Origin of the sequence: Pseudomonas capeferrum, assembly GCF_013523055.1 — a bacterium.
GTDB lineage: Bacteria > Pseudomonadota > Gammaproteobacteria > Pseudomonadales > Pseudomonadaceae > Aquipseudomonas > Aquipseudomonas capeferrum_A.
This window is the reverse complement of sequence record NZ_JAAMQM010000018.1, coordinates 22,202-47,209: the sequence shown is the minus strand read 5'-3', so window position 1 is coordinate 47,209 and position 25,008 is coordinate 22,202. Positions and strand designations below refer to the sequence as shown.

Sequence of the window (25,008 nt, the reverse complement as noted above, 5' to 3'; positions counted from 1 at the left end):
ATCTTTATCGGACTATATACTGGTCTCTAGTACGAAAAGGTTGCGTCAATTGTGGGATGTTGTGCGAAAACGCCGGTCGGTATGCTGCAGGCGGTTTCGCAGAGTTTCCCTAGGCCGCCTGGAAAAGCGAAATCAGCGTAGTATGCATTCAGCTGAACGTTTTCACGGCGACTATCATTGCGCCAACCAACGAAGCGTCAAGGGTCAGAGGCCCCCGGCATGATTGAACTCGAACAAGAAGATCCCATTCCGCAAGGCGATCTGGCCTTGCAGATCACCGCGTTACCCCGTGAAACCAACGGCTTTGGCGATATCTTCGGCGGCTGGCTGGTCGCTCAGATGGACCTGGCGGGCACTGCCATGGCCAGCCGCGTTGCCGGTGGACGCGTTGCCACGGTAGCGATCGACCGCATGGCCTTCCTGGTGCCAGTGGCCGTGGGTGCGCAGCTGTCCTTCTATACCCAGACCCTGGAGATCGGCCGCAGCTCGATCCAGATGATGGTCGAGGTGTGGAGCGACGATCCGCTGTCCAGCGAATGGCGCAAGGTGACCGAGGCCGTGTTCGTCTTCGTCGCCATCGACGGCAGCGGCCGCACCCGGTCCGTGCCTCGTCGCTGAGCCCCGAGAGCGGTAAACTCATTGCATGTGCCCGGGTCCAAGACCCACAGGCAATCAATGAGACGAGCGCAATGGCTACCTTCAAGGTCGACAACGAGCAACACGGCGAACTCAACTGCTGGCGCATCACCAGCGACCATGCCGAACTACTGATCGCCCAGCAGGGCGCGCAGATCCTCAGCTACCAGCGTGTGGGCGAGCCACCGTTGCTGTGGCTGAGTGACCAGGCCATTTTTCGCCAAGGTAAATCCGTGCGCGCCGGGGTACCGGTGTGCTGGCCTTGGTTTGGCAACTTGAAGCGCAACCCCGAATCCGTCCAAGGCATGTACAAGGGGGAGCAGGCGCCAGCGCATGGGCTGGTGCGTGGTCGTGACTGGAATTTACGTGGAGCCGAACAGGTCGGCGCCAACATCCAGCTCGAGTTCGAGCTGCCCGAAGCTCAAGGCGATCTCCCCGGCTGGGCGCATGAGGTCGAACTGAAGTTGCTGATCGAGCTGGGTGAGCAACTGAAGGTGACACTAACCAGCTATAACCTCGGCAGCGACAGTGTGACCATCAGCCAAGCCCTGCACAGCTACTTCGCCGTCAGCGACGTGCGCCAGGCGCGGGTCGAGGGTGTGGAGGGGCTGAACTACATCGAGACCTTGGCCGACTGGGAACAGCGTACGCAAAACGATGCGCTGGCCTTCGTCGGTGAGACCGACCGGATTTACCTGCAGACGCCTGAGCAGTTGAGCATTGTCGACCCGCACTGGAACCGTCGCATCACCCTGACCAGCAGCGGCTCGCGCTCGGCGGTGATCTGGAACCCGTGGACCGAGCGGGCCAAGGAGCTTTCGGATATGGCGGATGATGGCTGGCAGCGGATGCTGTGCATCGAGACGGCGAATGTATGGGATGACGTGGTTGTGCTGAAACCGGGGGCCAGTTGTTCTCTGAGCGTGAGTATTGGCAGCGAAATGACCTGAGCTTGGCTGTCCCTGTGCCGACCTTTCGCGAGTGAATCGCATCGGCGAAGCGCCACACCCATTGGATTTCCACTGCCTCGGCAGCAGCGCGATACCAGTGGGGATGGGCTTGCCCGCGAAGAGGCCGGCGCAGGCGCCTAAAGGCTCAAAGGTCAGCCTCCTCCACCACCCTTACCTTCTGCGCATCCAGCGCATACGCCGCAGCGGCCAGATCATTGCTCACCTTCTCGACCTTCAACGTGCCGCTGACCCACAGCGGCGTGTAGATATCGTCGATCTTCAGGCCTTTGGGATAGCGCACCAGCACCAGCTGGTTTGGCGGTGGCGGCGGGACATGGATGCAGGCACCTGGGTAAGGCACCAGGAAGAACAAGGTGCTGTTGCCCTTGGCGTCGCTTTCCAGCGGAACGGGATAGCCGCCCAAGCGGATCTGCTTGCCATTCAGGGTGGGCACGGTCTTGGTCGAGTACATCACCGCCGGCAACCCTTTGCTCTGCTTGAGGCCGCCCTTGTCAGTGAAGGTGCCCATGGCTTCCGGCGAGTCGTGGTCGATCTCGGGCATCAGCTCCAGGGCCTTCTGGTCGGACTTGGGCATCAGCTCCAGCCAGTCGGTTTCGGGAAGCTCGGCGTGAGCCAGGGTGCAGACCAGCAGGAGCGGAAAAAGTAGGGAAAGACGCATGAAATGCCCGGCAACACGTGAAAGTTGCCGGACATTCTAGCCGTAATCAGCGCTTCTTGATCATGCCGTAGATCACCAGCAGCACCACTGCGCCTACCAGGGCGCCGAAGAAGCCTGCAGCCTCACCGGCCCTGTAAATGCCCAAGGCCTGACCGCCATAGGTCGCCAGCAGGGAGCCGGCGATACCCAGAAGAATGGTCATGATCCAGCCCATGCTGTCGTCACCCGGCTTCAGGAAGCGGGCCAGCAAACCGACGATGAGACCGATGAAGATGGTTCCGATGATTCCCATGACAATCCCTCTGAAATGAAGTGGAACAAGCCAAATCCTGTTCAGTATTCAAGCTCGTTGTCATTTCAGAGGGATTGCAGCGTCACAGGTTCAATCGGGAATGGTCGCTCAGCCGCCTATCAAGGCCTCTACCTCGGCTATCTTCTGCTTCAGGCCGGTCATGTCGGCACAGCGCAAGGTGGCGTGGCCGACCTTGCGACCGACCTTGAAAGCCTTGCCGTAGTGATGCAGATGGCAGTCGTCGATAGCGACTATCTTGTCCACCGCAGGCACTTCACCGATGAAGTTGAGCATGGCGCTCTCGCCGACCTTGGCGGTCGAGCCCAACGGTAGCCCGGCCACGGCGCGCAGGTGGTTCTGGAACTGGCTGCACTCGGCGCCTTCGATGGTCCAGTGCCCGGAGTTGTGCACCCGTGGGGCGATCTCGTTGGCCTTCAGGCCACCATCGACCTCGAAGAACTCGAAGGCCATCACGCCCACATAGTCCAGCTTCTCCAGCACACGGCCGACATAGTCTTCGGCCAACGACTGCAGCGGGTGGTCTTCGCTCGCCACCGACAGACGCAGGATGCCGCTCTCATGGGTGTTGTGCACCAGCGGGTAGAAGCGCGTTTCACCATCACGGCCACGCACGGCAACCAGCGACACTTCGCCCGTGAAGGGGACGAAGCCTTCCAGCAGGCATGGCACACTGCCCAGCTCGGCGAAGGTGTCGACTACATCCTCGGCCGTACGCAGGACCTTCTGGCCCTTGCCGTCGTAACCCAGGGTGCGGGTCTTGAGCACTGCCGGCAGGCCGATGCTGGCGACAGCTGCGTCGAGGTCGGCCTGGGACAGGATGTCGGCGAAGGCCGGGGTCGGGATGCCCAGGTCGCGGAACAGGCTCTTCTCGAACAGACGGTCACGGGCGATGCGCAGGGCCTCGGCGCTTGGATACACCGGCACGAACTGCGACAGGAAGGCCACGGTCTCGGCGGGAACGCTTTCGAACTCGAAGGTCACCAGGTCGACTTCTTCGGCCAGTTGGCGCAGATGATCCTGGTCGCCGTAGTCGGCACGCAGGTGCTCGCCCAGCGGCGCGGCGCAGGCGTCTGGCGCGGGGTCGAGGAAAGCGAAGTTCATGCCCAGGGGAGTGCCCGCCAGGGCCAGCATGCGACCCAGCTGGCCGCCACCGATTACACCGATCTTCATGTTGGTAGCCTCAGGCCTGACGCGGGTCTGGATTGTCCAGGACGGTTTCGGTCTGTTCCGTGCGGAACTGCTTGAGCGCCGCGTGGAACTGCGGGTGCTTGGCACCCAGAATGCTCGCCGACAGCAGCGCGGCGTTGATCGCGCCGGCCTTGCCGATGGCCAGGGTCGCGACAGGCACGCCCGCCGGCATCTGCACGATCGACAGCAGCGAGTCGACACCCGACAGCATCGACGACTGCACCGGCACGCCCAGCACTGGCAAGTGGGTCTTGGCGGCGCACATGCCTGGCAAGTGGGCCGCGCCACCGGCACCGGCGATGATCACCTCGATGCCGCGGCCTTCGGCCTCATCGGCATACTGGAACAGCAGATCCGGGGTACGGTGGGCGGAAACCACCTTCACCTCGTAGGGAATGCCGAGTTTTTCCAGCATATCGGCGGTGTGGCTAAGGGTGGACCAATCGGACTTGGAGCCCATGATCACGCCAACCAGTGCACTCATCGTCGAGCCTCTCCTGCAAGCGCCTTGTGGCGCGCTAAAAAGCAACAAGCCACGCAGGTGGACCGGCGTGGCTCGTCATACGGATTCTGAATCGACCAGAGGGGTCGAAGGCGCGAGATTATAGCCCATGGCCTAGCGGCCCGCCCACCCCCTGATGGCACTCGATAGATCAAAGGCAGCCTGTTTCTTCAGAAACGCTTCCAGCTTTTGCCGAGGCTTGCGCGCGCCCACGATCAGGGCCCCCGCCAACCCGCCAGAGATTCTCGATGATCACTTGCAAGTGTATTGCCCGTTGGATCGCGCTGATGTGCGCGTCGCAACTGCCTGCTGCCTGGGCAAGCCAATCCCTGCAGATTTGGATTTATCCCCACGATGAGCTTGTCGATATCAGCGAACACGATCTGCGAAACGACTATTTCCAGCAATGGCTGGATGAAATGCGCAGCTTTACCAGTCATCCCATCGAAATCATCTTCCAGCGCAACGTCCCAGGGATTACTGACCTCGCCTATGCGGGAAAACCTTCGAACGAGATTCTCGACGCCTTCAAGGATGAGCTCAGGTATCGCTCTTCAGCGCCCTTTTCGTTCATGCGAAAATACGTGTTGCTTACCCGGGACGTCTACGACCGCAGCGGATTGAACTACAACGCCGGACTTGCCGAGCAAGGCGGTACACACGCCATCGCTTCGCTCGATACGTTCAAGGCCCCTGCCCATGAAATCGGCCACTTGCTCAATGCCACGCATGAGCACGCGGCAACCCAGTTCAACGGATGGTTCTGCGAGACCTACATGGCGCCCCGCAACCCGCTTCGCTCACATTGCTACCGCTACAGCGACGAGAACAGAGCGAACATTGCAGACTACTTGAAGTACAACTCAAACTGAGCTGCCTGCGGGGACGCCCGGCGTTTCCAGCTTGCGCCACAGGAGACGCACGTTGGCCTTGCGTACCAAGGCACAGCGATACAGACGTATTTCCAGCGGTACGTGCCAGGCACTGCCACCGCAGACCACCAGTTCTCCACGCGCCAGCTCGCCCTGCATCGACAGGCGCGGTACCCAGGCGATGCCCATGCCCTCGAGGGCCATGCTCTTGAGGCTGTCGGCCATCGCTGTCTCATAGACAGTGGTGTAGCGCAGGTTACGCTGGCGCAGCAGCAGGCTCACCGAACGACCCAGGAAGGCGCCGGCGCTGTAGGCCAGCAACGGCACGCTGGCCTCACCTTCAAGATCGAACAACGCCTGGCCGTCGGCATCCACCGCGCACACCGGCAGCATCTCGGTGGTACCCATGTGCAGCGACGGGAAGATCTCGGCATCCATCTGCAGGGCAGCATCCGGATCATAGAAGGCCAGCATCAGGTCGCAACCACCCTCGCGCAGGGCGTGCACCGCATCACCGACGTTGGTCGCGACCAGGCGCGTGGCGATGTTCAGCCCATCGTTGCGTAGCTGCGCTACCCAGCGTGGGAAGAAGCCCGAGGCCAGCGAATGCGCTGCCGCCACCTGGATCACCTCGCCCTGCCCGCCTTCAAGATGATGCAAATGGCGAAGAACTTCGCTCAACTGGTCGACAACCGTACGCGCCGTGACGAGAAACAGCTGCCCCGCCTCGGTCAACTCGATCGGCGTGCGAGAGCGATTCACCAACGTCAGTCCGAGTGCAGCTTCAAGACTGCGGATACGTCGGCTGAAGGCTGGCTGCGTGACGAATCGTCGCTCGGCCGCCTGAGAGAAGCTGCGTGTAGCCGCCAAGGCGCTGAAGTCCTCCAGCCATTTGCTTTCCAGGTTCACAATGGTCTCCCTTGCATGCACCAGATTGGAACACGCTCGAATATCAATCGGCGTCACATGAATCATTATGCCGTTCGTGCATAGGTTAGCGCGCAACAGCATTGGCGGCAAAATCGGCGCAGGCCTAGGATTGGCGGCATTCCGGCAGTTGCCGGGTCAAAACCGAGATGATATCCGTCATGTCCTCCGCTGCATCGTTCCGCGTCGAAAAAGACCTGCTTGGTACCCTTGAAGTCCCAGCGGATGCCTACTACGGCATCCAGACTCTGCGTGCTGCCAACAACTTCCACCTTTCCGGTGTTCCACTGTCGCACTACCCGAAGCTGGTAGTGGGTCTGGCCATGGTCAAGCAGGCAGCCGCCGACGCCAACCGTGAACTGGGTCACCTGAGCGATGCCAAGCATGCCGCCATCAGCGAGGCCTGCGCCCGTCTGATCCGCGGCGACTACCACGAGCAGTTCGTGGTCGACATGATCCAGGGCGGTGCTGGTACTTCCACCAACATGAACGCCAACGAAGTCATCGCCAACATCGCGCTGGAGGCCATGGGCCACCAGAAAGGCGAGTACCAGTACCTGCACCCGAACAACGACGTCAACATGGCGCAGTCGACCAACGACGCCTACCCGACTGCGATCCGCCTGGGTCTGCTGCTGGGCCATGACGCCCTGCTGGCCAGCCTCGACAGCCTGATCCAAGCCTTCGCTGCCAAGGGTGAAGAATTCAACCACGTCTTGAAAATGGGTCGTACCCAGCTGCAGGACGCGGTACCGATGACCCTGGGCCAGGAATTCCGTGCCTTCGCCACGACACTGACCGAAGACCTCAACCGCCTGCGCAGCCTGGCGCCGGAGTTGCTGACCGAAGTCAACCTGGGCGGTACCGCCATCGGCACCGGCATCAACGCCGACCCTGGCTACCAGGGCCTGGCCGTACAGCGCCTGGCGCTGATCAGCGGCCAGCCGCTGGTACCGGCTGCCGACCTGATCGAAGCCACCTCCGACATGGGCGCCTTCGTGCTGTTCTCGGGCATGCTCAAGCGCACCGCGGTCAAGCTGTCGAAGATCTGCAACGACCTGCGCCTGCTGTCCAGCGGCCCGCGCACCGGCATCAACGAGATCAACCTGCCGGCACGCCAACCGGGCAGCTCGATCATGCCAGGCAAGGTCAACCCGGTGATCCCGGAGGCCGTCAACCAGGTGGCCTTCGCCATCATGGGCAACGACCTGGCCCTGACCATCGCGGCCGAAGGCGGCCAACTGCAGCTCAACGTCATGGAGCCGCTGATCGCCTACAAGATCTTCGACTCGATCCGCCTGCTGCAGCGCGCCATGGACATGCTACGCGAGCACTGCATCGTCGGCATCACCGCCAACGAGCAGCGCTGCCGTGAACTGGTCGAACACTCGATCGGCCTGGTCACCGCCCTGAACCCGTACATCGGCTATGAAAACGCCACCCGTATCGCCCGCGTCGCCCTGGAAACCGGCCGCGGCGTACTGGAACTGGTGCGTGAAGAAGGCCTGCTGGACGAAGCGATGCTCAACGACATCCTGCGTCCGGAAAACATGATTGCACCGCGTCTGGTTCCGCTGAAGGCGTAACCGACCGATACACCGCTCACCAGGTCGAGGGACTAGACACCTCTCAGCCGTTTGAGGGCTCGAAGCTTAGGCTTCGGGCCCTTTTTTTGTTACCCGACAATCTGAAGAGCCCATTCTCTATCCCCTTGCCTCTAGCAGCGGCAGGGCTCGCCGCGACAGGGATTAATGGCTTCTCAAAACTGGCTATCGCAAAAGCCAGTACGTTGCTGTGCATCCTGGATCAGGCCGCTTTTTTCTTAACTGTAAAATCGATTTCCAGATCTGCGTAGGCCAGCAAATTCACCAGGGCATCCAGGGAAAACTTGTCAAGGATGGTCGCGGCCTGCTCCAGCGCATAGTCGCAGGGGATGTCCGGTGTGATGCGGAACAGGTCGCCGGGCGGATACTTGCTGCGGATGAAGATCGCGGTGCCGGGGGTTGTTGCCGTTTTCGCTCGATTGTCCGGCTCATGGCGTCACTCCTTGATCCGTGGTGGTCTGAAGTTTGGTGAGCGCATGCTCGACCAGCGCACGCGCGAATTCCGCCGAGTGCAGCACGTTCACCAACATGCCCTGCCCTGGCTCGAGGGCGCGCGCTCGACAGTATTCGTCGGTGGTCTCGAAGATTCCGCGCAGGAGCTCGCTGGCGTAGGCCTGAGAGTCGGACGGTAAGAGATGGCTGTGGATAGAAAAGTATGGGGTGGTGATAAGGGGATTGGGACGGGTATGCGGGGGGTCAGGGGACGATCTTTTTCATGGCTTTGCCCCCATGCGTTACGGGAGCTGCCCCCTGTTCTTCTCACAGAATAAGGGTGGCAGCCGTACACGGGGTGAAAAACCGAGGAACGAAGGAACTCGGCCAGACCGAGGTCTGGCCGCGCACGGCTGCCATAACGGGATGCCGCTCATTCGTTCGGTAGATTCTCACCCCTAATCGCCAAGCAAGAAACAAGACGACCCGAGGAAACTAGCCCTGAATAACCAGCCTGACACCGCAGAAACGGCGGAAGCTTGCGCAGGTTACTTTCCCAAATGCTGAAGGAGCGAAACTTTTTGGGACAGATATCTGCCACTCCAGCCCAGTTCAACTGTGCAGCTCCGGTTCATCATGAAACCTTCGTGCCCTCCTCCAATCAGGAACCAAGGCACATAAATTGCTCCACAATGCTTCCACCTCAACGCCAGACGCCAAGCATGCTGCCTACCCATCTGACTACCCTGAATGCCGTCTCGCTGATTCTCAAGGTTTTCCAGGACGAACGCGGCAGCGTCGACGAGCTGCTCGTCGGCAGCGGCATTGGCCTGGCGGACCTCGACCATGCCGATGGGCGTATCACCACGCAACAGGAGCAGACGGTCTGCAGCAATGCCGTGGCGCGACGCGAAGACATCGGGCTGCACCTGGGCCAGCGCATGCATGTGTCCTGCTACGGCATGCTCGGTTACGCCTTGCTCTCCAGTGCCACCTTAGGTGACGCCCTGCGTTTGGCGATGGGCTATCCGGCATTGTTGGGAACACTTTTCCACCTGCGCCTGGCCGACGATGGCCAGCGGATCTGGCTGTGCGCCAGCGAATACCGGGAATCGGCGGCACTGGCCGCATTCAATGCCGAGTTTTGCCTGACTTCGCTGAAGGTCATCTGCGATGACCTGCTGGGGCAGCCACTACCGCTGCTGGGCGCACGCTTCGAACATGAGCAGCCGGGCTATCACGCGCTCTACGGCAAGGCATTCCAATGCCCACTGGCGTTCGCCGCCGCTGACAATGCCTTCGCCTTCGATCGTCGCTGGCTGGAGGCGCCCTTGCCGTTGGCCGATCCGATCACGTACCAGGCCATGAACGAGCGCTGTCGACGTCTGAACATGGAATTTACTGGCCGTCAGGCCTGGTTGGGACGTATTCGCCAGCTACTGCAGCAGCAGTTGGATGCCGCGCCGGGGATCGATGGTCTGGCCCGGCAAATGAATTGCTCCTCGCGGACCTTGCGCCGGCATTTGCACGCGCTGGGCAGCAGCTACCAGCAATTGCTGGACGAACTACGCTTCGAGCGCGCCAAGCAGTTGCTCGCCGAAGACCAGATGCCGATCTATCGGATTGCCGAAACCCTCGGCTTCAGTGAGACCGCCAGCTTTCGACATGCGTTTCAGCGCTGGAGCGGGGTGGCGCCGAGTCATTTTCGCAGTTGAGTGGCAATGCCAGTCGGCTGAGGAACAACATGCGGTTTAAATGTTGAAGCTTCTCTTTGGCCTCTTGGAGCTTTAGTGAAGCTGATGGCCTCGTCGCGGGGCAAGCCCGCTCGCCACTGGAGTTGTGTCCGGACCGTTGGTGGTGAGCTGGAGTGTTGATGCTTTTTGGCCTATTGGAGCTTTAGTGAGGCTGATGGCCTCGTCGCGGGGCAAGCCCGCTCGCCACTGGAGTTGCGTCCGGACCGTCGGTGGTGAGCTGGAGTGTTGATGCTTTTTGGCCTATTGGAGCTTTAGTGAGGCTGAGGGCCTCGTCGCGGGGCAAGCCCGCTCGCCACTGGAGTTGTGTCCGGACCGTCGGTGGTGAGCTGGAGTGTTGATGCTTTTTGGCTTATCGGAGCTTTAGTGAAGCTGAGGGCCTCGTCGCGGGGCAAGCCCGCTCGCCACTGGAGTTGTGTCCGGTCCGTCGGTGATGAGCTGGAGTGTTGATGCTTTTTGGCTTATCGGAGCTTTAGTGAGGCTGATGGCCTCGTCGCGGGGCAAGCCCGCTCGCCACTGGAGTTGTGTCCGGACCGTCGGTGGTGAGCTGGAGTGTTGATGCTTTTTGGCCTATTGGAGCTTTGGTGAGGCTGAGGGCCTCGTCGCGGGGCAAGCCCGCTCGCCACCGGACTGGACTGGACTGGATCGGACCGAACATGGTCACGGTGGCGAGCGGGCTTGTCCCGCGACGAGGCCATCAGCTTCAGCGAAGATTCGAGAGGCCGGAATAAAGCTTCAAAATTCGAAACATGAGCTTTTTTCCTTAACTGCCCGGAAACGCGTCAGAACCAAGAACAACGGCGGGCGACACAGTTGGCCATATCTATCCCCTTTTGGCCGTTTGCGTCGTTTTCCCTTCTTTGGCAGGCCCTGACAATGGCCCATGCCAGTGAAAAACGGAGAACAAGAAATGCTGACGGTTTATTCCGATGACCATCGTTTGCACCATGGCCGCTGCGAGCTGATCAATGGCCAGCTGATGCCCTGCTTCGAGATGCCTTCGCGCGCGGACCATGTGCTGGAACAAGTGCGCAAGCGTGAACTCGGCCCGGTGCAGCCACCGCGCGACTTTGGTCGAGCGCCGCTACTCCGGGTACACAGCGCCGACTACCTGGACTTCTTCGAAGGTGCCTGGGCACGCTGGGCACAACTCGGTCACGACGGTGACCTGCTGCCTTTCACCTGGCCGGCGCGCACGCTTCGCCAGGTCAAACCTGTCGGGCTGCATGGCGAGCTTGGCTATTACAGTTTCGATGCCGGCGCACCGATCACCGCCGGTACCTGGCAGGCTGCCTACAGCGCTGCGCAGGTCGCCCTCACCGCTCAGGCGGCTATCCAGGAGGGAGCACATGCGGCCTTTGCCCTGTGCCGTCCACCTGGACACCACGCCGCGGCAGAGGTCATGGGCGGCTATTGCTACCTGAACAACGCCGCTATCGCCGCTCAGGCCTTCCTTGACCAAGGGTACGGCAAGGTCGCCATCCTGGACGTCGACTATCACCACGGCAACGGTACCCAGGACATCTTCTATCGCCGCAATGACGTGTTCTTCGCCTCGATCCATGGCGACCCTCAGGCCGAGTTTCCTTTCTTCCTGGGTTACGCGGACGAGGAAGGCGAAGGCGAAGGCTTGGGATGCAATGTCAATTATCCCTTGCCCGCTGGCAGCGACTGGTCCGCCTGGAGCCAGGCCCTGGAAGATGCCTGCCAGCGTATAGCTGCCTATACGCCGGACGTACTGGTTATTTCGCTGGGCGTGGACACCTTCATGCATGACCCGATCTCGCAGTTTCGCCTCGACAGCCCGGACTATCTGCAAATGGGTGAGCGTATCGCCCGGCTGGGCAAGCCGACGTTGTTCGTGATGGAAGGCGGTTACGCCGTGGAAGAGATCGGCATCAACGCCGTCAACGTGCTGGAAGGCTTCCAGCATGCCCAACCAGGAGCTCATTCATGATCCGTCTCAAGCCACTGCTTGCCTCGTTGATGTGCGCCAGCCTCGTTTGCGCAGCGTTGCCGGCACAGGCCGAGCAACGCACCTTGCGCGTCTACAACTGGTTCGACTACATCACCCCGAAGACCTTGACCGACTTCAAGGCCGAGACCGAGGTCAAGCTGGTCTACGATATCTTCGACACCAACGAAGCGCTCGAGGCCAAGTTGCTCACGGGCAATTCCGGTTATGACGTGGTGGTGCCATCCAACGTGTTCCTGGCCAAGCAGATCGAGGCCGGCGTATTCCAGCCTCTGGATCGCTCGAAACTGACGAACTGGCAGCATCTCGATCCCGCGTTGATGAAGCTGGTGGAGAAGAGCGACCCAGGCAATCGCTTCGCCGTGCCCTACATGTATGGCACTGTCCTGATCGGTTTCAACCCGGAAAAGGTCAAGGCCGCGCTCGGCAACGATGCCCCGGTAGACAGTTGGGACCTGATCTTCAAGGAAGAGAACATCGCCAAGCTCAAGCAATGCGGTGTAGCCCTGCTCGACTCGCCGTCGGAGATCCTGCCCTTGGCCTTGCAGTACCTGGGGCTGCCACCGAACAGCGACAAGCCGGCCGACTACCAGAAGGCCGAGGCGTTGATGCTGAAGATCCGTCCGCACATCACCTACTTCCACTCTTCCAAGTACATGGCCGATATCGCCAACGGGGACATCTGCGTGGCGGTCGGCTATTCGGGCAGTTTCTCCCAGGCCGCCAATCGCGCGCTGGATGCGAAGAACGGTGTGGTGGTCGACATGCGCCTGCCCAAGGAAGGCGCGCCGATCTGGTTCGATATGCTGGCCATTCCCAAGAACGCGGCCAATGCCGAAGATGCCCATGTATTCATCAACTACCTGCTGCGGCCGGAAGTCATCGCGCCGATCAGCGATTTCGTCGGCTATCCCAACCCCAACAAGGATGCGACCGAGAAGGTCAGCCCGGCCATTCGCAACAATCCCAACCTGTATCCGACCGCCGAGGCCATGACCAAGCTGTACACCCTCACGCCTTTGTCGCGCGATGCCGAACGTGCCCGCACGCGGGCGTGGACACGTATAAAGTCCGGGACCTGAAGGCCTTCGACTGATTCGGGTGCCAGTCAGAAATACAAGCACTAGCGCCTAATGTCAGTCAGTTAAGAAAATGTTCGGCTTTCTAATTTCAGAGAAGCTGATGGCCTATCGCGGGACAAGCCCGCTCGCCACCAGGCATATATATCTTCGCTACAGCGCATACTGGTGGCGAGCGGGCTTGTCCCGCGATAGGCCATCAGCTTCTCTGAAGAAATTCGAGCCGAAGGCTGAGCGCCAGCATGTGAATCGACGACTTCCCTTAACTGACTGGCATTAGCGACTAGCGCCAGGCCTTGCGCAGGCGCATCAGCGCATTGGCGATTTCGGCTTCGCTCACGGCGGCGAAGCCGAGCACCAGTCCGGCGTGGTTATCCACAGGCGTTTGATCGTCCAGCCAATAGCTGCTCAGAGGATTGATTTCTACACCCGCCGTTTCGGCTCGCGCCACCAATTCCGCCTCACGCGCCAGGGTGTCCACGTCTACCTTCACATGCAGTCCCGCCGCGACTTCGGGCATCGGCCCGAGACCTGGCACATCCCTAGGCCAGCCGGCCTGCAGCACGTTGCGCCGACTCAAGGCGGCCCGGCGCATGCGGCGGATGTGCCGCTGAAAATGTCCTTGCGCCATGAACTGCGCCATCACGCTCTGGGCGCCGACCTCGGAATGTCGTACGGCCAGGGCGCATGCCTGGGAGAACGCTTGCACCAAGCCTTCCGGCAACACCAGATAACCAAGCCGCAGCGCCGGAAAAGCGATCTTGCCGAACGTACCGACGTACAGCACTCGGGCATGTTGGTCCAATGCCGCCAGCGGCGCCAAGGGGGCGCCGTTGTAGCGGTATTCGCCGTCATAGTCGTCCTCGATGATCCAGCCGCCGCTGCGTTCGGCCCAAGCCAGCAGCGACAGACGCCGGGCCAGGCTCATGGTCACTCCCGTTGGATATTGATGCGCAGGGGTGACATAGGCGAGCCGACAGTCCGCCAGGGTTTCCAGCACCTCGCAATCAAGGCCTTCGCCGTCGACGGGAATCCCTTCAAGGCGTGCGCCGTGTAGCGAAAGTGCATGTGCGGCGGCGCGATAGCCTGGATTTTCCACAGCGACACAGTCACCTGGCTTGAGCAGCAACTGTGCACAAAGGCTTATGGCTTGCTGTGCGCCACTGGTGATCACTATTTGTTCAGCACTGCAGGACAACCCCCGTGACCTTCGCAGATAAGCGGCGATGAGCTCGCGTAGCAGTGGCTCGCCCGCCGGGTCACCGTAACCGAGCCGCGCTGGATCCGGATTGCGCCAGAAACCCGCTTGCAACCTGGCCCAGACTTGGAATGGGAACAGATCGAATGCCGGGACGCCTACCCGAAATGCGCGAGGCGGTCCGCTTTTTGGCGGTGGCAAATGATGATTTTTCAGACGCTCCAGCGTATCGCCCGACCTATCGGAACTGGACGAACCCTCAGTATTTTTTGAAGAATATGTGGATAAATCTGTTGATAAACCCAGGGATAACCCTGTGGATGGTTTTGTGGATAGTTTTTTTAGCTGGCTCACATAGGTGCCGTCACCGACTCGGCTTTCGATATAGCCTTCGGCATACAGCTGATCGTAGGCCCTCACCACGCTGTTGCGAGACAGCTTCAATATCGCGGCCAGATCGCGGCTGGCCGGCAATCGGGCACCACTGCCCAGACGACCGTCCAGCACACGCTCGCGCAATGCCTGATACAGCTGGCGACTGAGGCCAAGGCGCCTGTCGAGCACGATTCCGGCAGGGTCGAAGGACAGGTCAAGCGGATGCTCGTTCACAGATTGGACCTATCGAATTGGTCATTAATGGCTCTTAACTTGAGCCATTAGCCTGCCTAGGATGGAGCCATTCGACAAGGACCAAGCCATGTACAACGCCAGATCCCATCAGGAACACGATCTCGAGCATCTGCACCGGCAGATGTCGCTGAGCCGCCTCGCCCTATTGGCAAGCCACGGCAAGCATGGCTTGCTGGCCACTCATTTGCCCGTGTTGATCGATCCGACCGAAGGTACCCAGGGCACGATCTACGCGCACCTGGCTCGGGCCAACCAACAGTGGCTCGACTTGCAGGCAGGCACCGAGGCGTTGATGATATTCGCCGGAGCCGACGCTTATGTAAGCCCCGGCTATTATCCAAGCAAGGCAGAAGATCCCCGCACGGTACCCACCTGGAACTACCTCGCGGTGCACGCGTACGGGGTGGCGGAGGTCATTCAGGACGGTCCGCGTCTGCTGGATATCGTCAGCCGACTTACCGACCGGCATGAACAGGGCCGCAGCGAGCCCTGGAAAGTGACCGACGCACCCACCGACTACATTCAGGGGATGCTACGCGCGATCGTCGGCATACGCCTGCCCATCAATCGTCTGCAAGGCGCCCGCAAACTCAGCCAGAACCGTGCCGCCCAGGATATCGAAGGCGTACGCACGCGTCTGGCCAGCAGTCCCGACCACCTGGACAACCAACTCGCGGCGCACATGCGCCAACCTTGAAGGAATCGCCCATGCCCAACGTCACCCTGCGTCCTGTCAGCATCGACGATCACGCTGCCTGGCTACCTTTATGGCAAGCTTACTTGCGCTTCTACGAAGCGCAGCTTGCCGAAGACGTCAGCGCCAGCACCTGGCAGCGTCTGCTCGACCCTACCGAACCTACCCATTCGGCTCTGGCCTGGGTGGATGGCAAGGCGGTGGGAATGGTCAATTGGATCTATCATCGTTCCAACTGGAGCATCGAGAACTCCTGTTACCTGCAGGATCTCTACGTCGACAGCGAGCAGCGCGGCCTAGGCATTGGTCGTCAACTGATCGAGCATGTCTATGCCGAGGCCGGGGCCTTGGGCAGCAGCAAGGTTCACTGGTTGACTCATCAGACCAACACCGGTGCCATTGGCCTGTATGAACAGGTGGCCGAACGCTCTGGCTTCATTCAGTTTCGCAAAGCGCTTTGACCCGGAGTCGATCATGAATCATCCACTACACTGGCAGGCGGCGAAGGTACCTACGGCCACGACTCTCGAAGGCCGTTTCATCCGTCTCGAGAAACTCCATGCCCATCGCCATCGCGAGGCGTTGCGGGATGTCTTCCAAGGCCCGGGCGCCGATCCCGAGCTCTGGAAATACCTTGCCTACGGTCCTTTTACCGACGAAGAAGGCTTCGACCACTGGCTGGACAGCAATGCCGCAACCCGCGACCCACTGTTCTTCAGTGTCATCGACACGCAAAGCGGCAGAGCCCAGGGCATTCTCAGTCTGATGTCGATCGTGCCCGACCAGGGCCGCATCGAGATCGGGCACATCGCGTTCGGCGGCGCGATGCAACGTACTCCCAAGGGCACGGAAGCGGTCTATCTGCTTGGCAAGCTGGCTTTCGAGCTGGGCAATAGGCGCCTGGAATGGAAGTGCAACAACGATAATGCCCGCTCCAAGCGTGCCGCCGAGCGCTTCGGCTTCACCTTCGAAGGCGTGTTCCGCAAACACATGGTGATCAAGGACCGTAACCGCGATACCGCCTGGTTTTCCATCACGGATGACGAGTGGCCCGCGATCGCTCGGGGTTTCGAACAATGGTTGAGCGCCGAGAACCAGCGACCCGAAGGCCAGCTCAGAACGCTGGAGGCTTGCCGCAAGGAGCCGTAACGGTGGATTGGCTTTGCGGTGTACAGCCGCAAAGTGCCGGCCTTGCTCCGGCGAGACAACTTCAAGGCAGCCAGACAGGCTCCTGTTCAATTGATGTTTCGCTGACGCCGAACGACCCTCATCTGCAGAGCAAACGGGCGGAACATGGCGTTCAGCGATTTCAATGTGGGATTGCCTTCACCCTGCTCAATCTGGATGAGTGTGCGCACCGAGATCTTGCACATAACGGGCGAACTGGCTTTGCTGCATCTTTGCCACTTCGATACGCAAGCGTCGAACCCCGGCGCCCAATTCGAGTGAGCCATCGGCTATGCCATCGCGTACACCCTCGATCAGCAAGCGGCGAACATCGATCGAGAGCGTCAAAGCGGTCCCCATGCTGTCATGCGCTTTTCAGATGTTTCAAGGCAACGGCTGGATGATTCATGACCGCGTCGGGCAGACCGCTGTCAGCCAGCAAATCCGGCAGCGCCATCAACAGCCGGGCATCCTGCCGCAGCTGCTCGAACACCTGTAGAGGATTGAGCAAGCCTGCGAGTGTATCGCAGGCTGCGCGCCAATCTATTTCGCCACTCCGCTCGATGCCGGTAGGCCATTGGTAGTACGAGTGATGCCTTCCGCATCAAGTACCATTGGGGCAAGGTCGTAGATCGGCGCCAGGGACAATCCGTTCTGCCCACGAATGATCGCGGTATTGCGCCCATGATTATCGAAGTTGCCCAGAGTCTTGTTGATCAGGTCCCGGCAGGTATTGCCCAACCAAGTCTTGCACCTGCGTACGCTGTCCGGCTTCTATCCACAGCCGCCCTAACAGGTGGATGACATCGACGTGGCTCATCCGGCTACCTGGCTCCTCCACACCAGCCACCGAGTAGATCGACTCGATTGCCAGGCGCCCTGCTCACTGACCCGGGATCGAAGCGTCTCATCCACAAGCTCGGCTTGCTGCCCTCCTCCAATGCCATCTCATCGGTTGCAACAGTCTCGATGCCTAGACTTCGCAGCCCACTTTTCGGATGAGAGAACCGACAGGTCATTGCATCCTGCCAACGGCCTGAGGAATAGATCTGCACGGTTAATAGATACATAGGGATCTGCACTTTAATGCACTTCTAACCTAATCCCATTATTTCTGCATTTTTTATGCGTACCTAAAAGCCATATTGAGTTTTATCTGCATTATGCTGCAGATACAGTCTATAGATCGCTCAAAAACGGGAGCAAAAAAAGGGGAGCTTTCGCTCCCCGAGGTTAACCGTTGCTAAGAAGGCTTCGATCAGCCTTCGATCTCGATCAGGATCTCGCCTGGCGTCACTCGATCGCCCTTGGCGACATGAATGGCGGTAACCTTGCCGGCGATGGCCGCCTGGACTTCGGTTTCCATCTTCATGGCTTCGGTGATCAGCACGGCCTGGCCCGCTTTCACGGCGTCGCCTTCCTTGACCAGCACATCGACGATATTGCCCGGCATGGTGGTACTGACGTGCCCAGGCGCGCTGGCCTGCTTGCGCTTGCTGCCGCCGCCACCGACGAAATCGTTGAGTGGCTCGAACACCACTTCTTCCGGCATGCCGTCGATGGACAGGTAGAAGTGCCGCTTGCCTTCGGCCTTGACGCCGACACCGGTGATATCGACGCGGTAGGTCTCGCCGTGAACGTCGATCACGAACTCGGTCGGCACGCCTTCACCGCCTGGAGCCGTGACAGCGCCGGCCTCGGGGATCGGCAGCAAGGTTTCAGGCACCAGTGTGCCGGCTTCGCGTTCTTCGAGGAACTTACGACCGATATCCGGGAACATGGCGAAGGTAAGCACGTCTTCCTCGCAACGCGCCAAGGCGCCAATGTCGGCACGCAGCTTGGTCATTTCCGGCTTGAGCAGGTCGGCCGGACGCACGTCGATGACCTCTTCGCTGCCGATCGCCTGGCGACGCAGCTTCTCGCTCACGGTTCCCGGCGCCTTGCCGTAGCCGCCCTGCAGGTAGAGCTTCACTTCGTTGGTGATGGTCTTGTAACGCTCACCGGCGAGCACGTTGAAGAAGGCCTGGGTGCCGACGATCTGCGAGGTCGGCGTCACCAGCGGCGGGTAACCGAGGTCTTCGCGAACCTTCGGGATTTCCGCCAACACTTCGTTCATGCGATTGAGCGCGCCTTGCTCCTTGAGCTGGTTGGCCAGGTTGGAAATCATGCCGCCTGGCACCTGGTTGACCTGAACGCGAGTGTCCACCGCCGTGAACTCGCTTTCGAACTGATGATACTTCTTGCGTACGGCATAGAAGTACAGGCCGATCTCTTGCAACAGCTCCAGGTCCAGGCCGGTGTCGAACTCACTGCCCTTCAAGGCCGCGACCATCGATTCGGTACCTGGATGGCTGGTGCCCCAGGCGAAACTGGAGATGGCGGTATCGATGTGATCCGCGCCGTTCTCGACCGCCTTGAGCTGGCACATGGCGGCCAGGCCAGCGGTATCATGGGAATGGATGAAGACCGGCAGCGATTGCTCTGCCTTCAGTGCCTTGACCAGCTCACCGGTGGCGTAAGGGGTCAGCAGACCGGCCATGTCCTTGATCGCGATGGAATCGCAACCCATGGCTTCCATCTGCTTGGCCTGCGCTACGAAGGCATCGGTGGTGTGCACCGGGCTGGTGGTGTAGGCGATGGTCCCCTGGGCATGCTTGCCCGAGGCCTTGACCGCTTCGATCGCCACGCGCAGGTTACGCACATCGTTCATGGCGTCGAAGATACGGAACACATCGATGCCGTTGACCGCGGCCTTGGCGACGAATGCCTTGACCACGTCATCGCTGTAGTGACGGTAGCCGAGCAGGTTCTGGCCGCGCAGAAGCATTTGCAGGCGGGTGTTGGGCAATGCCGCGCGCAACTTGCGCAGGCGCTCCCACGGGTCTTCCTTGAGGAAGCGCACGCAGGCGTCGAAGGTGGCGCCGCCCCAGACTTCCAGCGACCAGTAGCCGACCTTGTCGAGCTTTTCGCAGATCGGCAGCATGTCTTCGGTGCGCATGCGGGTGGCCAGCAGGGACTGATGGGCGTCGCGCAGGATTGTGTCGGTTACGAAAATTTTCTTGGACATTATGGGTTCCTCACAGGCCTGCGTGGGCGGCAATGGCGGCGGCGATGGCCAAGGCCAGCTCTTCGGGTTTGCGCTTGATCGAGTAGTTGGTCAGTTCCGGGTGGCTTTCGACGAAGCTGGTATTGAACTGGCCGCTACGGAATTCCGGGTTGCGCAGGATCTCCTGGTAATACGCGGCGGTGGTCTTCACGCCCTGTACGCGCATGTCGTCCAGCGCCCGCAGGCCACGGTCCATGGCCTCTTCCCAGGTCAGCGCCCAGACCACCAGTTTCAGGCACATGGAGTCGTAGAACGGTGGAATGGTGTAGCCGGTATAGATCGCGGTATCGGTACGCACGCCAGGACCGCCGGGCGCGTAGTAACGGGTGATCTTGCCGAAGCTGGGCAGGAAGTTGTTCTTCGGATCTTCGGCGTTGATACGGAACTGCAGGGCATAGCCGCGGTGCTGGATGTCTTCCTGCTTGACCGACAAAGGCAGCCCCGAGGCGATACGGATCTGTTCGCGAACCACATCGATACCGGTGATTTCCTCGGTAATGGTGTGTTCTACCTGCACCCGGGTGTTCATCTCCATGAAGTACACCTCGCCATCGGCAAGCAGGAACTCCACGGTACCGGCGTTCTCGTAGTCGACCGCCTTGGCCGCGCGCACCGCCAGGTCACCGATGTACGCGCGCTGCTCCGGGGTCAGCTGAGGGCTGGGGGCGATCTCGATGAGTTTCTGGTTGCGACGCTGGATCGAGCAATCGCGTTCGAACAGGTGAACCACATTGCCGAAGCTGTCACCGAGGATCTGCGCTTCGATATGCTTGGGATTGACGATGCATTTTTCCAGGAACACTTCGGCTGAGCCGAACGCCTTGGTCGCTTCGGAAATCACCCGCGGGAAGGCCTGTTCCAGCTCTTCGCGGTTGTTGCAGCGACGGATCCCGCGGCCACCGCCACCGGACGTGGCCTTGAGCATGACCGGATAGCCGATGCGCTCGCCCTCGCTCAAGGCTTCATGGATATCGGCGACGTTGCCCTCGGTACCCGGGGTCACCGGTACGCCGGCGTTGATCATGGTGCGGCGTGCTTCGGTCTTGTCGCCCATCCGACGGATCACGTCCGCGGACGGACCGATGAACTTGATTCCGCGCTCCGCGCAAATTTCCGCGAGCTCGGCATTTTCCGATAGGAAACCGTAACCTGGGTGCAACGCATCGCAGCCGGTTTCCACAGCAAGGTTGACCAGCTTGCGCGGGTTCAGATAACCGGCCAGGGGCTCGGCACCAATGCTGTGTGCCTCGTCGGCGCGCTTGACGTGCAAGGCGTGACGATCGGCGTCGGAATAGATCGCGACAGAGCGGATGCCCATTTCGGCGCAAGCACGCACGATACGAACTGCAATCTCACCCCGGTTGGCGATCAGGATTTTTTTTATCACTGGATTCTTCCCAAAGCCGATGGAACAGACGAGCCGGTATTACCGGTCGGCGCGTGACCCTGCGCTGCTGGTCAGTCGCCTTATCACCCTAGCGCTGAAGGTTGATAAACAAAAATCAATATTTGTTAGAGCCTGCATTAGTAAAAGCTTATAGTGACGTTACAAGGTTTTGCAGGATGGGATAAAATAATGCGTAAGTCATTGATGCGTATGACATTGCGTCAGTTGCAAATCTTCAATGAAGTGTGTGATTTACGCTCTTACAGTCGCGCGGCGGAAGAGATGTCGCTGACACAACCCGCCGTAAGCCTGCAGATTCGCCAGCTCGAGGAACTGGTGGGCCAACCGTTGTTCGAGTATGTGGGCAAGAAGCTCTACCTGACCGAGGCCGCCGAAGCGCTGCAACGCGCCAGCAGGGATATCTTCGGGCGCCTGGAGAGCCTCGACATGCAACTCTCCGATATGCAGGGCTCATTGCAAGGTCAGCTCAAACTGGCGATCGAGTCCAGTGCCAAGTACTTCGTGCCACACCTGTTCGCTGCCTTCAAGCAATGTCACCCGGAGGTCAACCTGACGCTGACGGTGGTCAATCGCGCCCAGGCCATCCGCAGGCTTTCCGACAATCGCGACGACCTGATCATCATGTCCATGGTGCCTCAGGACATGGGGTTGGAGTTCATGCCGTTCCTGAACAATCCCATCGTTGCGGTAGCACCGCCGGATCATCCGTTGTGCAAGCTCGAGCGCTTGCGCCTGCAGGATCTCGAACCTCATACGTTGCTCGTCCGCGAACAAGGCTCCGGAACACGCAAGGCGTGCGATGAGTACTTCAAGGAAAAGCGGGTGCACTTCACCCAGACTCTGGAAGTGGCCTCGAACGATGCGCAGCGCGAATGCGTGATCGCCGGTCTCGGCCTTGCCTTGCTGACCCGCCACGCGGTGAACATGGAGTTGGCCACGGGCGTGCTGTGCGAGTTGCCGGTCGAGGAACTGCCGCTGTACCGCAGCTGGTGCATGGTGCAGTCCAAGGCCAAGCGCCAGTCACCCGTGGCGCTGGCGTTCATGGCGTTCATCAGAAGCGAGCGAGCGCAGATCAGCGCCCTTGTGGAGCGATTTTCGGGGAAGTTGCCGCCGATACCTGCCAGACAGTGATTTCCCGCAGATCGGGGAAATCGGCCAGCTCACGCAGCAGCTGACGCTGTTCGTCGTAGCTTTCGATCGCACGACGAAACTCCATGCGACGCTGGTCCTTCTGCTGCTGTTTGCGGGCTTTTGCGGTAGGTTGCGAGCCATCGAAATCACGAGCCATTGCCTGTCTCCCTGATCGAGTGCGGGAGCTTCAGACTGGCCTCGGGATTTTACGCTTTGGTGGAAAATCCATGACAAATGCATGAAGGTTGAGCCCTGCGCAGGGCTCGACTTCAGTCGTCCACGGCCTTGATGGACTTGGGCGACAGACGCAGGCTGCGCAGGCTGCGCTTGACGCTCTTGAGGTGGTTGACCAGGCTCGGCCCACGCGCCATCGCCACGCCCATGGCCAGGACATCGATCACCACCAGGTGCGCGATGCGCGAGGTCAGCGGGGTATAGATCTCGGTATCTTCATGTACGTCGATCGCCAGGTTCACGGTCGACAGCTCGGCCAGCGGCGTCTGGCTCGGGCACAGGGTGATCAGGCTGGCCCCGCTTTCGCGTACCAGGTTGGCGGTGATCAGCAGGTCCTTGGAGCGACCCGACTGGGAAATACACACCGCCACGTCGCCGGGCTTGAGCGTCACCGCCGACATCGCCTGCATGTGCGGATCGCTGTAGGCGGCCGCGGTGAGCAGCAGCCTGAAGAACTTGTGCTGGGCATCGGCGGCCACGGCACCTGATGCACCGAACCCGTAGAACTCGACACGCTGCGCCTGGGCCATGGCGCTGACCGCCATTTGCAGGGCCTCCGGGTCGAGGTGTTCGCGCACTTCCATCAAGGTATGCAGGGTGGTGTCGAAGATCTTCAGGCTGTAGTCGGCGACCGAGTCGTCCTCATGGATCGCGAACTGGCCGAAACTGGCGCCAGCGGCCAGGCTTTGCGCGAGCTTGAGCTTGAGATCCTGAAACCCTGAACAGCCGATCGCCCGACAGAAACGCACGATGGTCGGCTCGCTGATGCCGACGCTGTGGGCAAGATCGGCCATGGAACTGTGCATGACGGCGGCCGGATCGAGAAGTACGTGATCGGCTACCTTGAGTTCCGATTTGCGCAGCAAGTGGCGCGATTGGGCGATGTGTTGCAACAGATTCACTGGCGGGACTCGGTTATGATCAGCTGGCCGGATGTAGCTTTCTTGTAGTTATACTACATGACCAGCGACCCGCCCAGCTAAACGAACATGGAGAGTGGTGGTATTGACTATCCCCTGTGACATACTGGTTTTCGGCGGCACGGGCGACCTGGCCCTGAGCAAGCTGCTGCCGGCGCTCTATCACCTGTATCGCGAGGGCCGCCTGCACACCGCCGTGCGGATCATCGCCCTGGCGCGGCGCAACCTGCCACGCGCCGATTACATCAAGCTGGCCGAGCGCCGCTGCCGGGCACAGATCGCCCGAAGCGATTTCGAGGAAGACGTCTGGCACCGTTTTTCGGCACGCCTGGACTACTTCCCCATGGACGCGTCCCAGAGCGCCGATTTTGGCCGCCTGGCGCGCTACATCGGCGAATCGGGCGGGTTGACGAGGATCTACTACCTGGCCACCGCCCCCAACCTTTTCGTATCGATCGCCAACCACATGCGCATCGCCGGTCTGGCCGATAGCGAAGCGCGAATCGTGCTGGAAAAGCCCATCGGTCACTCGTTGGAATCGGCAACCGTCATCAATGAGGCCATTGGCGCCGTCTTCGAAGAATCGCAGGTTTTTCGCATCGATCACTACCTGGGCAAAGAAACGGTGCAGAACCTCATGGCCCTGCGCTTTGCCAACGCGCTGCTCGAACCGGTCTGGCGCAACGGTCAGGTCGACCATGTGCAGATCAGTGTCTGCGAAACCCTGGGTGTCGAGAACCGCGGCGCCTACTACGACCGCGCCGGCGCTACTCGTGACATGCTGCAGAATCACCTGTTGCAGCTGCTGTGCCTGGTGGCCATGGAGCCGCCCGCGCAATTCGACGCCGAAGCGGTGCGCGACGAGAAGGTGAAGATCCTGCGAGCGCTCAAGCCCATCTGCGGCCTGGACGTGCAGGACAAGACCGTGCGCGGTCAGTACAGCGCCGGCAAGATCGGCGGACAGGAAGTCCCCGCCTACTACTTTGAAAAGGATGTCGACAACGACAGTGACACCGAAACCTTCGTCGCTGTCCAGGCGCACATCGACAACTGGCGTTGGGCCGGCGTGCCGTTCTACCTGCGTACCGGCAAACGCCTGGCACGGCGCTCCTCGCAGATCGTCATCCAGTTCAAGCCGGTGCCCCATGAATTATTCCCTGGCGGGCAGGTCAACCAGCTGCTGATCCAGCTCCAGCCCGATGAGCACATCAGCCTGCGCATGATGACCAAGAGCCCTGGCAGGGGGATGCGCCTAGAACCGGTCGAACTGGACCTGAACCTGGCGCAGGTGTTCGGCCAGACCCGTCGCTGGGATGCCTACGAGCGCCTGCTGCTGGACGTCGTGGACGGTGACTCGACGCTGTTCATGCGCCGCGACGAGGTCGAGGCGGCGTGGGCCTGGATCGATCCGATCCTCAAGGGTTGGGATGCGCATTTCCAGGCGCCAAGGCCCTATCCGGCCGGTACCCACGGCCCAGAGCAGGCGCACAGTCTGCTTGCCCGTCAGGGCAGTACCTGGCACAGCTGAGCGCTTTCGGACTGACGGGCGGCGGGGTCTGCCGGGCTTCGACGATGCGGCATGCATGACCGCCCGACGGCTCATGACAAAAAG

The 25,008-nt window shown here is 60.5% G+C and carries 24 protein-coding genes and 1 pseudogene; 13 read left to right on the top strand and 12 right to left on the bottom strand.

Going from position 1 to position 25,008, the window contains the following annotated elements; all coding sequences use genetic code 11:
- The first annotated feature begins 219 nt into the window (after positions 1-219).
- Together G7009_RS19955 and G7009_RS19950 are read left to right on the top strand one after the other, a co-directional pair.
- A complete protein-coding gene (locus tag G7009_RS19955) occupies positions 220-618 on the top strand; it encodes an acyl-CoA thioesterase (RefSeq protein ID WP_003253317.1) in 399 nt (132 codons plus the stop codon).
- A 71-nt stretch (positions 619-689) separates the two neighbouring features.
- Positions 690-1,586, top strand: coding sequence for a D-hexose-6-phosphate mutarotase (locus G7009_RS19950; RefSeq protein ID WP_181131817.1), 897 nt, complete (start codon positions 690-692; stop codon positions 1,584-1,586).
- A gap of 145 nt (positions 1,587-1,731) precedes the next feature.
- On the opposite strand, the gene G7009_RS19945 is transcribed toward G7009_RS19950, so the two are convergent.
- From G7009_RS19945 to purE, 4 genes are all read right to left on the bottom strand, one after another.
- Positions 1,732-2,265, bottom strand: a complete 534-nt coding sequence (locus tag G7009_RS19945; protein WP_181131816.1) for a DUF3299 domain-containing protein — start codon at positions 2,263-2,265, stop codon at positions 1,732-1,734.
- A 46-nt stretch (positions 2,266-2,311) separates the two neighbouring features.
- Positions 2,312-2,557, bottom strand: coding sequence for a GlsB/YeaQ/YmgE family stress response membrane protein (locus tag G7009_RS19940; protein WP_181131815.1), 246 nt, complete (start codon positions 2,555-2,557; stop codon positions 2,312-2,314).
- Positions 2,558-2,665: 108 nt separating this feature from the next.
- Positions 2,666-3,748 (bottom strand): 5-(carboxyamino)imidazole ribonucleotide synthase, encoded by a 1,083-nt coding sequence (locus G7009_RS19935; RefSeq protein ID WP_181131814.1) that lies wholly within the window; start codon positions 3,746-3,748, stop codon positions 2,666-2,668.
- Between the two features lie 10 nt (positions 3,749-3,758).
- Positions 3,759-4,250: a 5-(carboxyamino)imidazole ribonucleotide mutase gene (purE, locus tag G7009_RS19930; RefSeq protein WP_181131813.1), complete on the bottom strand. Its 492-nt coding sequence runs from the start codon at positions 4,248-4,250 to the stop codon at positions 3,759-3,761.
- A 266-nt stretch (positions 4,251-4,516) separates the two neighbouring features.
- Between purE and G7009_RS19925 the strand changes: the two genes are divergently transcribed.
- Positions 4,517-5,140, top strand: coding sequence for a hypothetical protein (locus tag G7009_RS19925; RefSeq protein WP_181131812.1), 624 nt, complete (start codon positions 4,517-4,519; stop codon positions 5,138-5,140).
- Here the strand turns inward: G7009_RS19925 and G7009_RS19920 are convergent.
- Positions 5,132-6,049 carry a LysR substrate-binding domain-containing protein gene (locus G7009_RS19920; RefSeq protein WP_181131811.1) on the bottom strand — a complete coding sequence of 306 codons (918 nt, stop codon included), beginning with the start codon at positions 6,047-6,049 and terminating at the stop codon, positions 5,132-5,134. The two genes, G7009_RS19925 and G7009_RS19920, sit on opposite strands and share 9 nt — an antisense overlap.
- Positions 6,050-6,228: 179 nt before the next feature.
- Here G7009_RS19920 and aspA point away from each other — a divergent pair, with 179 nt between their 5' ends.
- The 5 genes from aspA (at position 6,229) to G7009_RS19895 (ending at position 12,911) form a co-directional block, all read left to right on the top strand.
- Positions 6,229-7,653 (top strand): aspartate ammonia-lyase, encoded by a 1,425-nt coding sequence (aspA, locus tag G7009_RS19915; protein ID WP_181131810.1) that lies wholly within the window; start codon positions 6,229-6,231, stop codon positions 7,651-7,653.
- A gap of 395 nt (positions 7,654-8,048) precedes the next feature.
- Entirely contained in the window at positions 8,049-8,303 is a 255-nt protein-coding gene (locus G7009_RS28060) for a hypothetical protein (protein WP_181131809.1), read from the top strand.
- A 522-nt stretch (positions 8,304-8,825) separates the two neighbouring features.
- Positions 8,826-9,818, top strand: a complete 993-nt coding sequence (locus tag G7009_RS19905; RefSeq protein WP_181131808.1) for an AraC family transcriptional regulator — start codon at positions 8,826-8,828, stop codon at positions 9,816-9,818.
- A gap of 946 nt (positions 9,819-10,764) precedes the next feature.
- Positions 10,765-11,811, top strand: a complete 1,047-nt coding sequence (locus tag G7009_RS19900; RefSeq protein ID WP_181131807.1) for a histone deacetylase family protein — start codon at positions 10,765-10,767, stop codon at positions 11,809-11,811.
- Positions 11,808-12,911 carry a polyamine ABC transporter substrate-binding protein gene (locus G7009_RS19895; protein WP_181131806.1) on the top strand — a complete coding sequence of 368 codons (1,104 nt, stop codon included), beginning with the start codon at positions 11,808-11,810 and terminating at the stop codon, positions 12,909-12,911. The genes G7009_RS19900 and G7009_RS19895 overlap by 4 nt, the downstream gene beginning before the upstream one ends.
- Before the next feature lie 280 nt (positions 12,912-13,191).
- Here G7009_RS19895 and pdxR read toward each other — a convergent pair whose 3' ends face one another.
- Positions 13,192-14,715, bottom strand: a complete 1,524-nt coding sequence (pdxR, locus tag G7009_RS19890; RefSeq protein WP_181131805.1) for a MocR-like pyridoxine biosynthesis transcription factor PdxR — start codon at positions 14,713-14,715, stop codon at positions 13,192-13,194.
- Between the two features lie 88 nt (positions 14,716-14,803).
- Between pdxR and G7009_RS19885 the strand changes: the two genes are divergently transcribed.
- The 3 genes from G7009_RS19885 to G7009_RS19875 are packed head-to-tail and all read left to right on the top strand — an operon-like array spanning position 14,804 to position 16,579.
- Positions 14,804-15,433 carry an FMN-binding negative transcriptional regulator gene (locus tag G7009_RS19885; protein ID WP_181131804.1) on the top strand — a complete coding sequence of 210 codons (630 nt, stop codon included), beginning with the start codon at positions 14,804-14,806 and terminating at the stop codon, positions 15,431-15,433.
- A gap of 11 nt (positions 15,434-15,444) precedes the next feature.
- Entirely contained in the window at positions 15,445-15,891 is a 447-nt protein-coding gene (locus tag G7009_RS19880) for a GNAT family N-acetyltransferase (RefSeq protein ID WP_181131803.1), read from the top strand.
- A gap of 13 nt (positions 15,892-15,904) precedes the next feature.
- Positions 15,905-16,579 (top strand): GNAT family N-acetyltransferase, encoded by a 675-nt coding sequence (locus tag G7009_RS19875; RefSeq protein ID WP_181131802.1) that lies wholly within the window; start codon positions 15,905-15,907, stop codon positions 16,577-16,579.
- An 86-nt stretch (positions 16,580-16,665) separates the two neighbouring features.
- Here G7009_RS19875 and G7009_RS19870 read toward each other — a convergent pair.
- From G7009_RS19870 to G7009_RS19855, 4 genes and pseudogenes are all read right to left on the bottom strand, one after another.
- A pseudogene (locus tag G7009_RS19870) lies at positions 16,666-16,945 on the bottom strand (helix-turn-helix domain-containing protein).
- 195 nt (positions 16,946-17,140) lie between these two features.
- Positions 17,141-17,338, bottom strand: coding sequence for a HipA domain-containing protein (locus tag G7009_RS27835; RefSeq protein ID WP_258197996.1), 198 nt, complete (start codon positions 17,336-17,338; stop codon positions 17,141-17,143).
- A 517-nt stretch (positions 17,339-17,855) separates the two neighbouring features.
- Positions 17,856-19,664, bottom strand: coding sequence for a sodium-extruding oxaloacetate decarboxylase subunit alpha (oadA, locus tag G7009_RS19860; RefSeq protein ID WP_181131801.1), 1,809 nt, complete (start codon positions 19,662-19,664; stop codon positions 17,856-17,858).
- 10 nt (positions 19,665-19,674) lie between these two features.
- Positions 19,675-21,090, bottom strand: a complete 1,416-nt coding sequence (locus G7009_RS19855) for an acetyl-CoA carboxylase biotin carboxylase subunit (RefSeq protein ID WP_181131800.1) — start codon at positions 21,088-21,090, stop codon at positions 19,675-19,677.
- Positions 21,091-21,279: 189 nt separating this feature from the next.
- Between G7009_RS19855 and G7009_RS19850 the strand changes: the two genes are divergently transcribed.
- Positions 21,280-22,242 carry a LysR family transcriptional regulator gene (locus tag G7009_RS19850; protein WP_181131799.1) on the top strand — a complete coding sequence of 321 codons (963 nt, stop codon included), beginning with the start codon at positions 21,280-21,282 and terminating at the stop codon, positions 22,240-22,242.
- Here the strand turns inward: G7009_RS19850 and G7009_RS19845 are convergent.
- Together G7009_RS19845 and hexR are read right to left on the bottom strand one after the other, a co-directional pair.
- Complete coding sequence (locus tag G7009_RS19845; RefSeq protein WP_181131798.1) at positions 22,184-22,399, bottom strand: PA3496 family putative envelope integrity protein; 216 nt, start codon at positions 22,397-22,399, stop codon at positions 22,184-22,186. The genes G7009_RS19850 and G7009_RS19845 overlap by 59 nt on opposite strands.
- Positions 22,400-22,511: 112 nt before the next feature.
- Entirely contained in the window at positions 22,512-23,378 is an 867-nt protein-coding gene (gene hexR, locus G7009_RS19840) for a transcriptional regulator HexR (RefSeq protein WP_181131797.1), read from the bottom strand.
- 103 nt (positions 23,379-23,481) lie between these two features.
- On the opposite strand from hexR, the gene zwf reads away from it, so the two are divergent.
- Positions 23,482-24,924, top strand: a complete 1,443-nt coding sequence (zwf, locus tag G7009_RS19835) for a glucose-6-phosphate dehydrogenase (protein ID WP_181131796.1) — start codon at positions 23,482-23,484, stop codon at positions 24,922-24,924.
- The last annotated feature ends 84 nt before the right edge of the window (positions 24,925-25,008 follow it).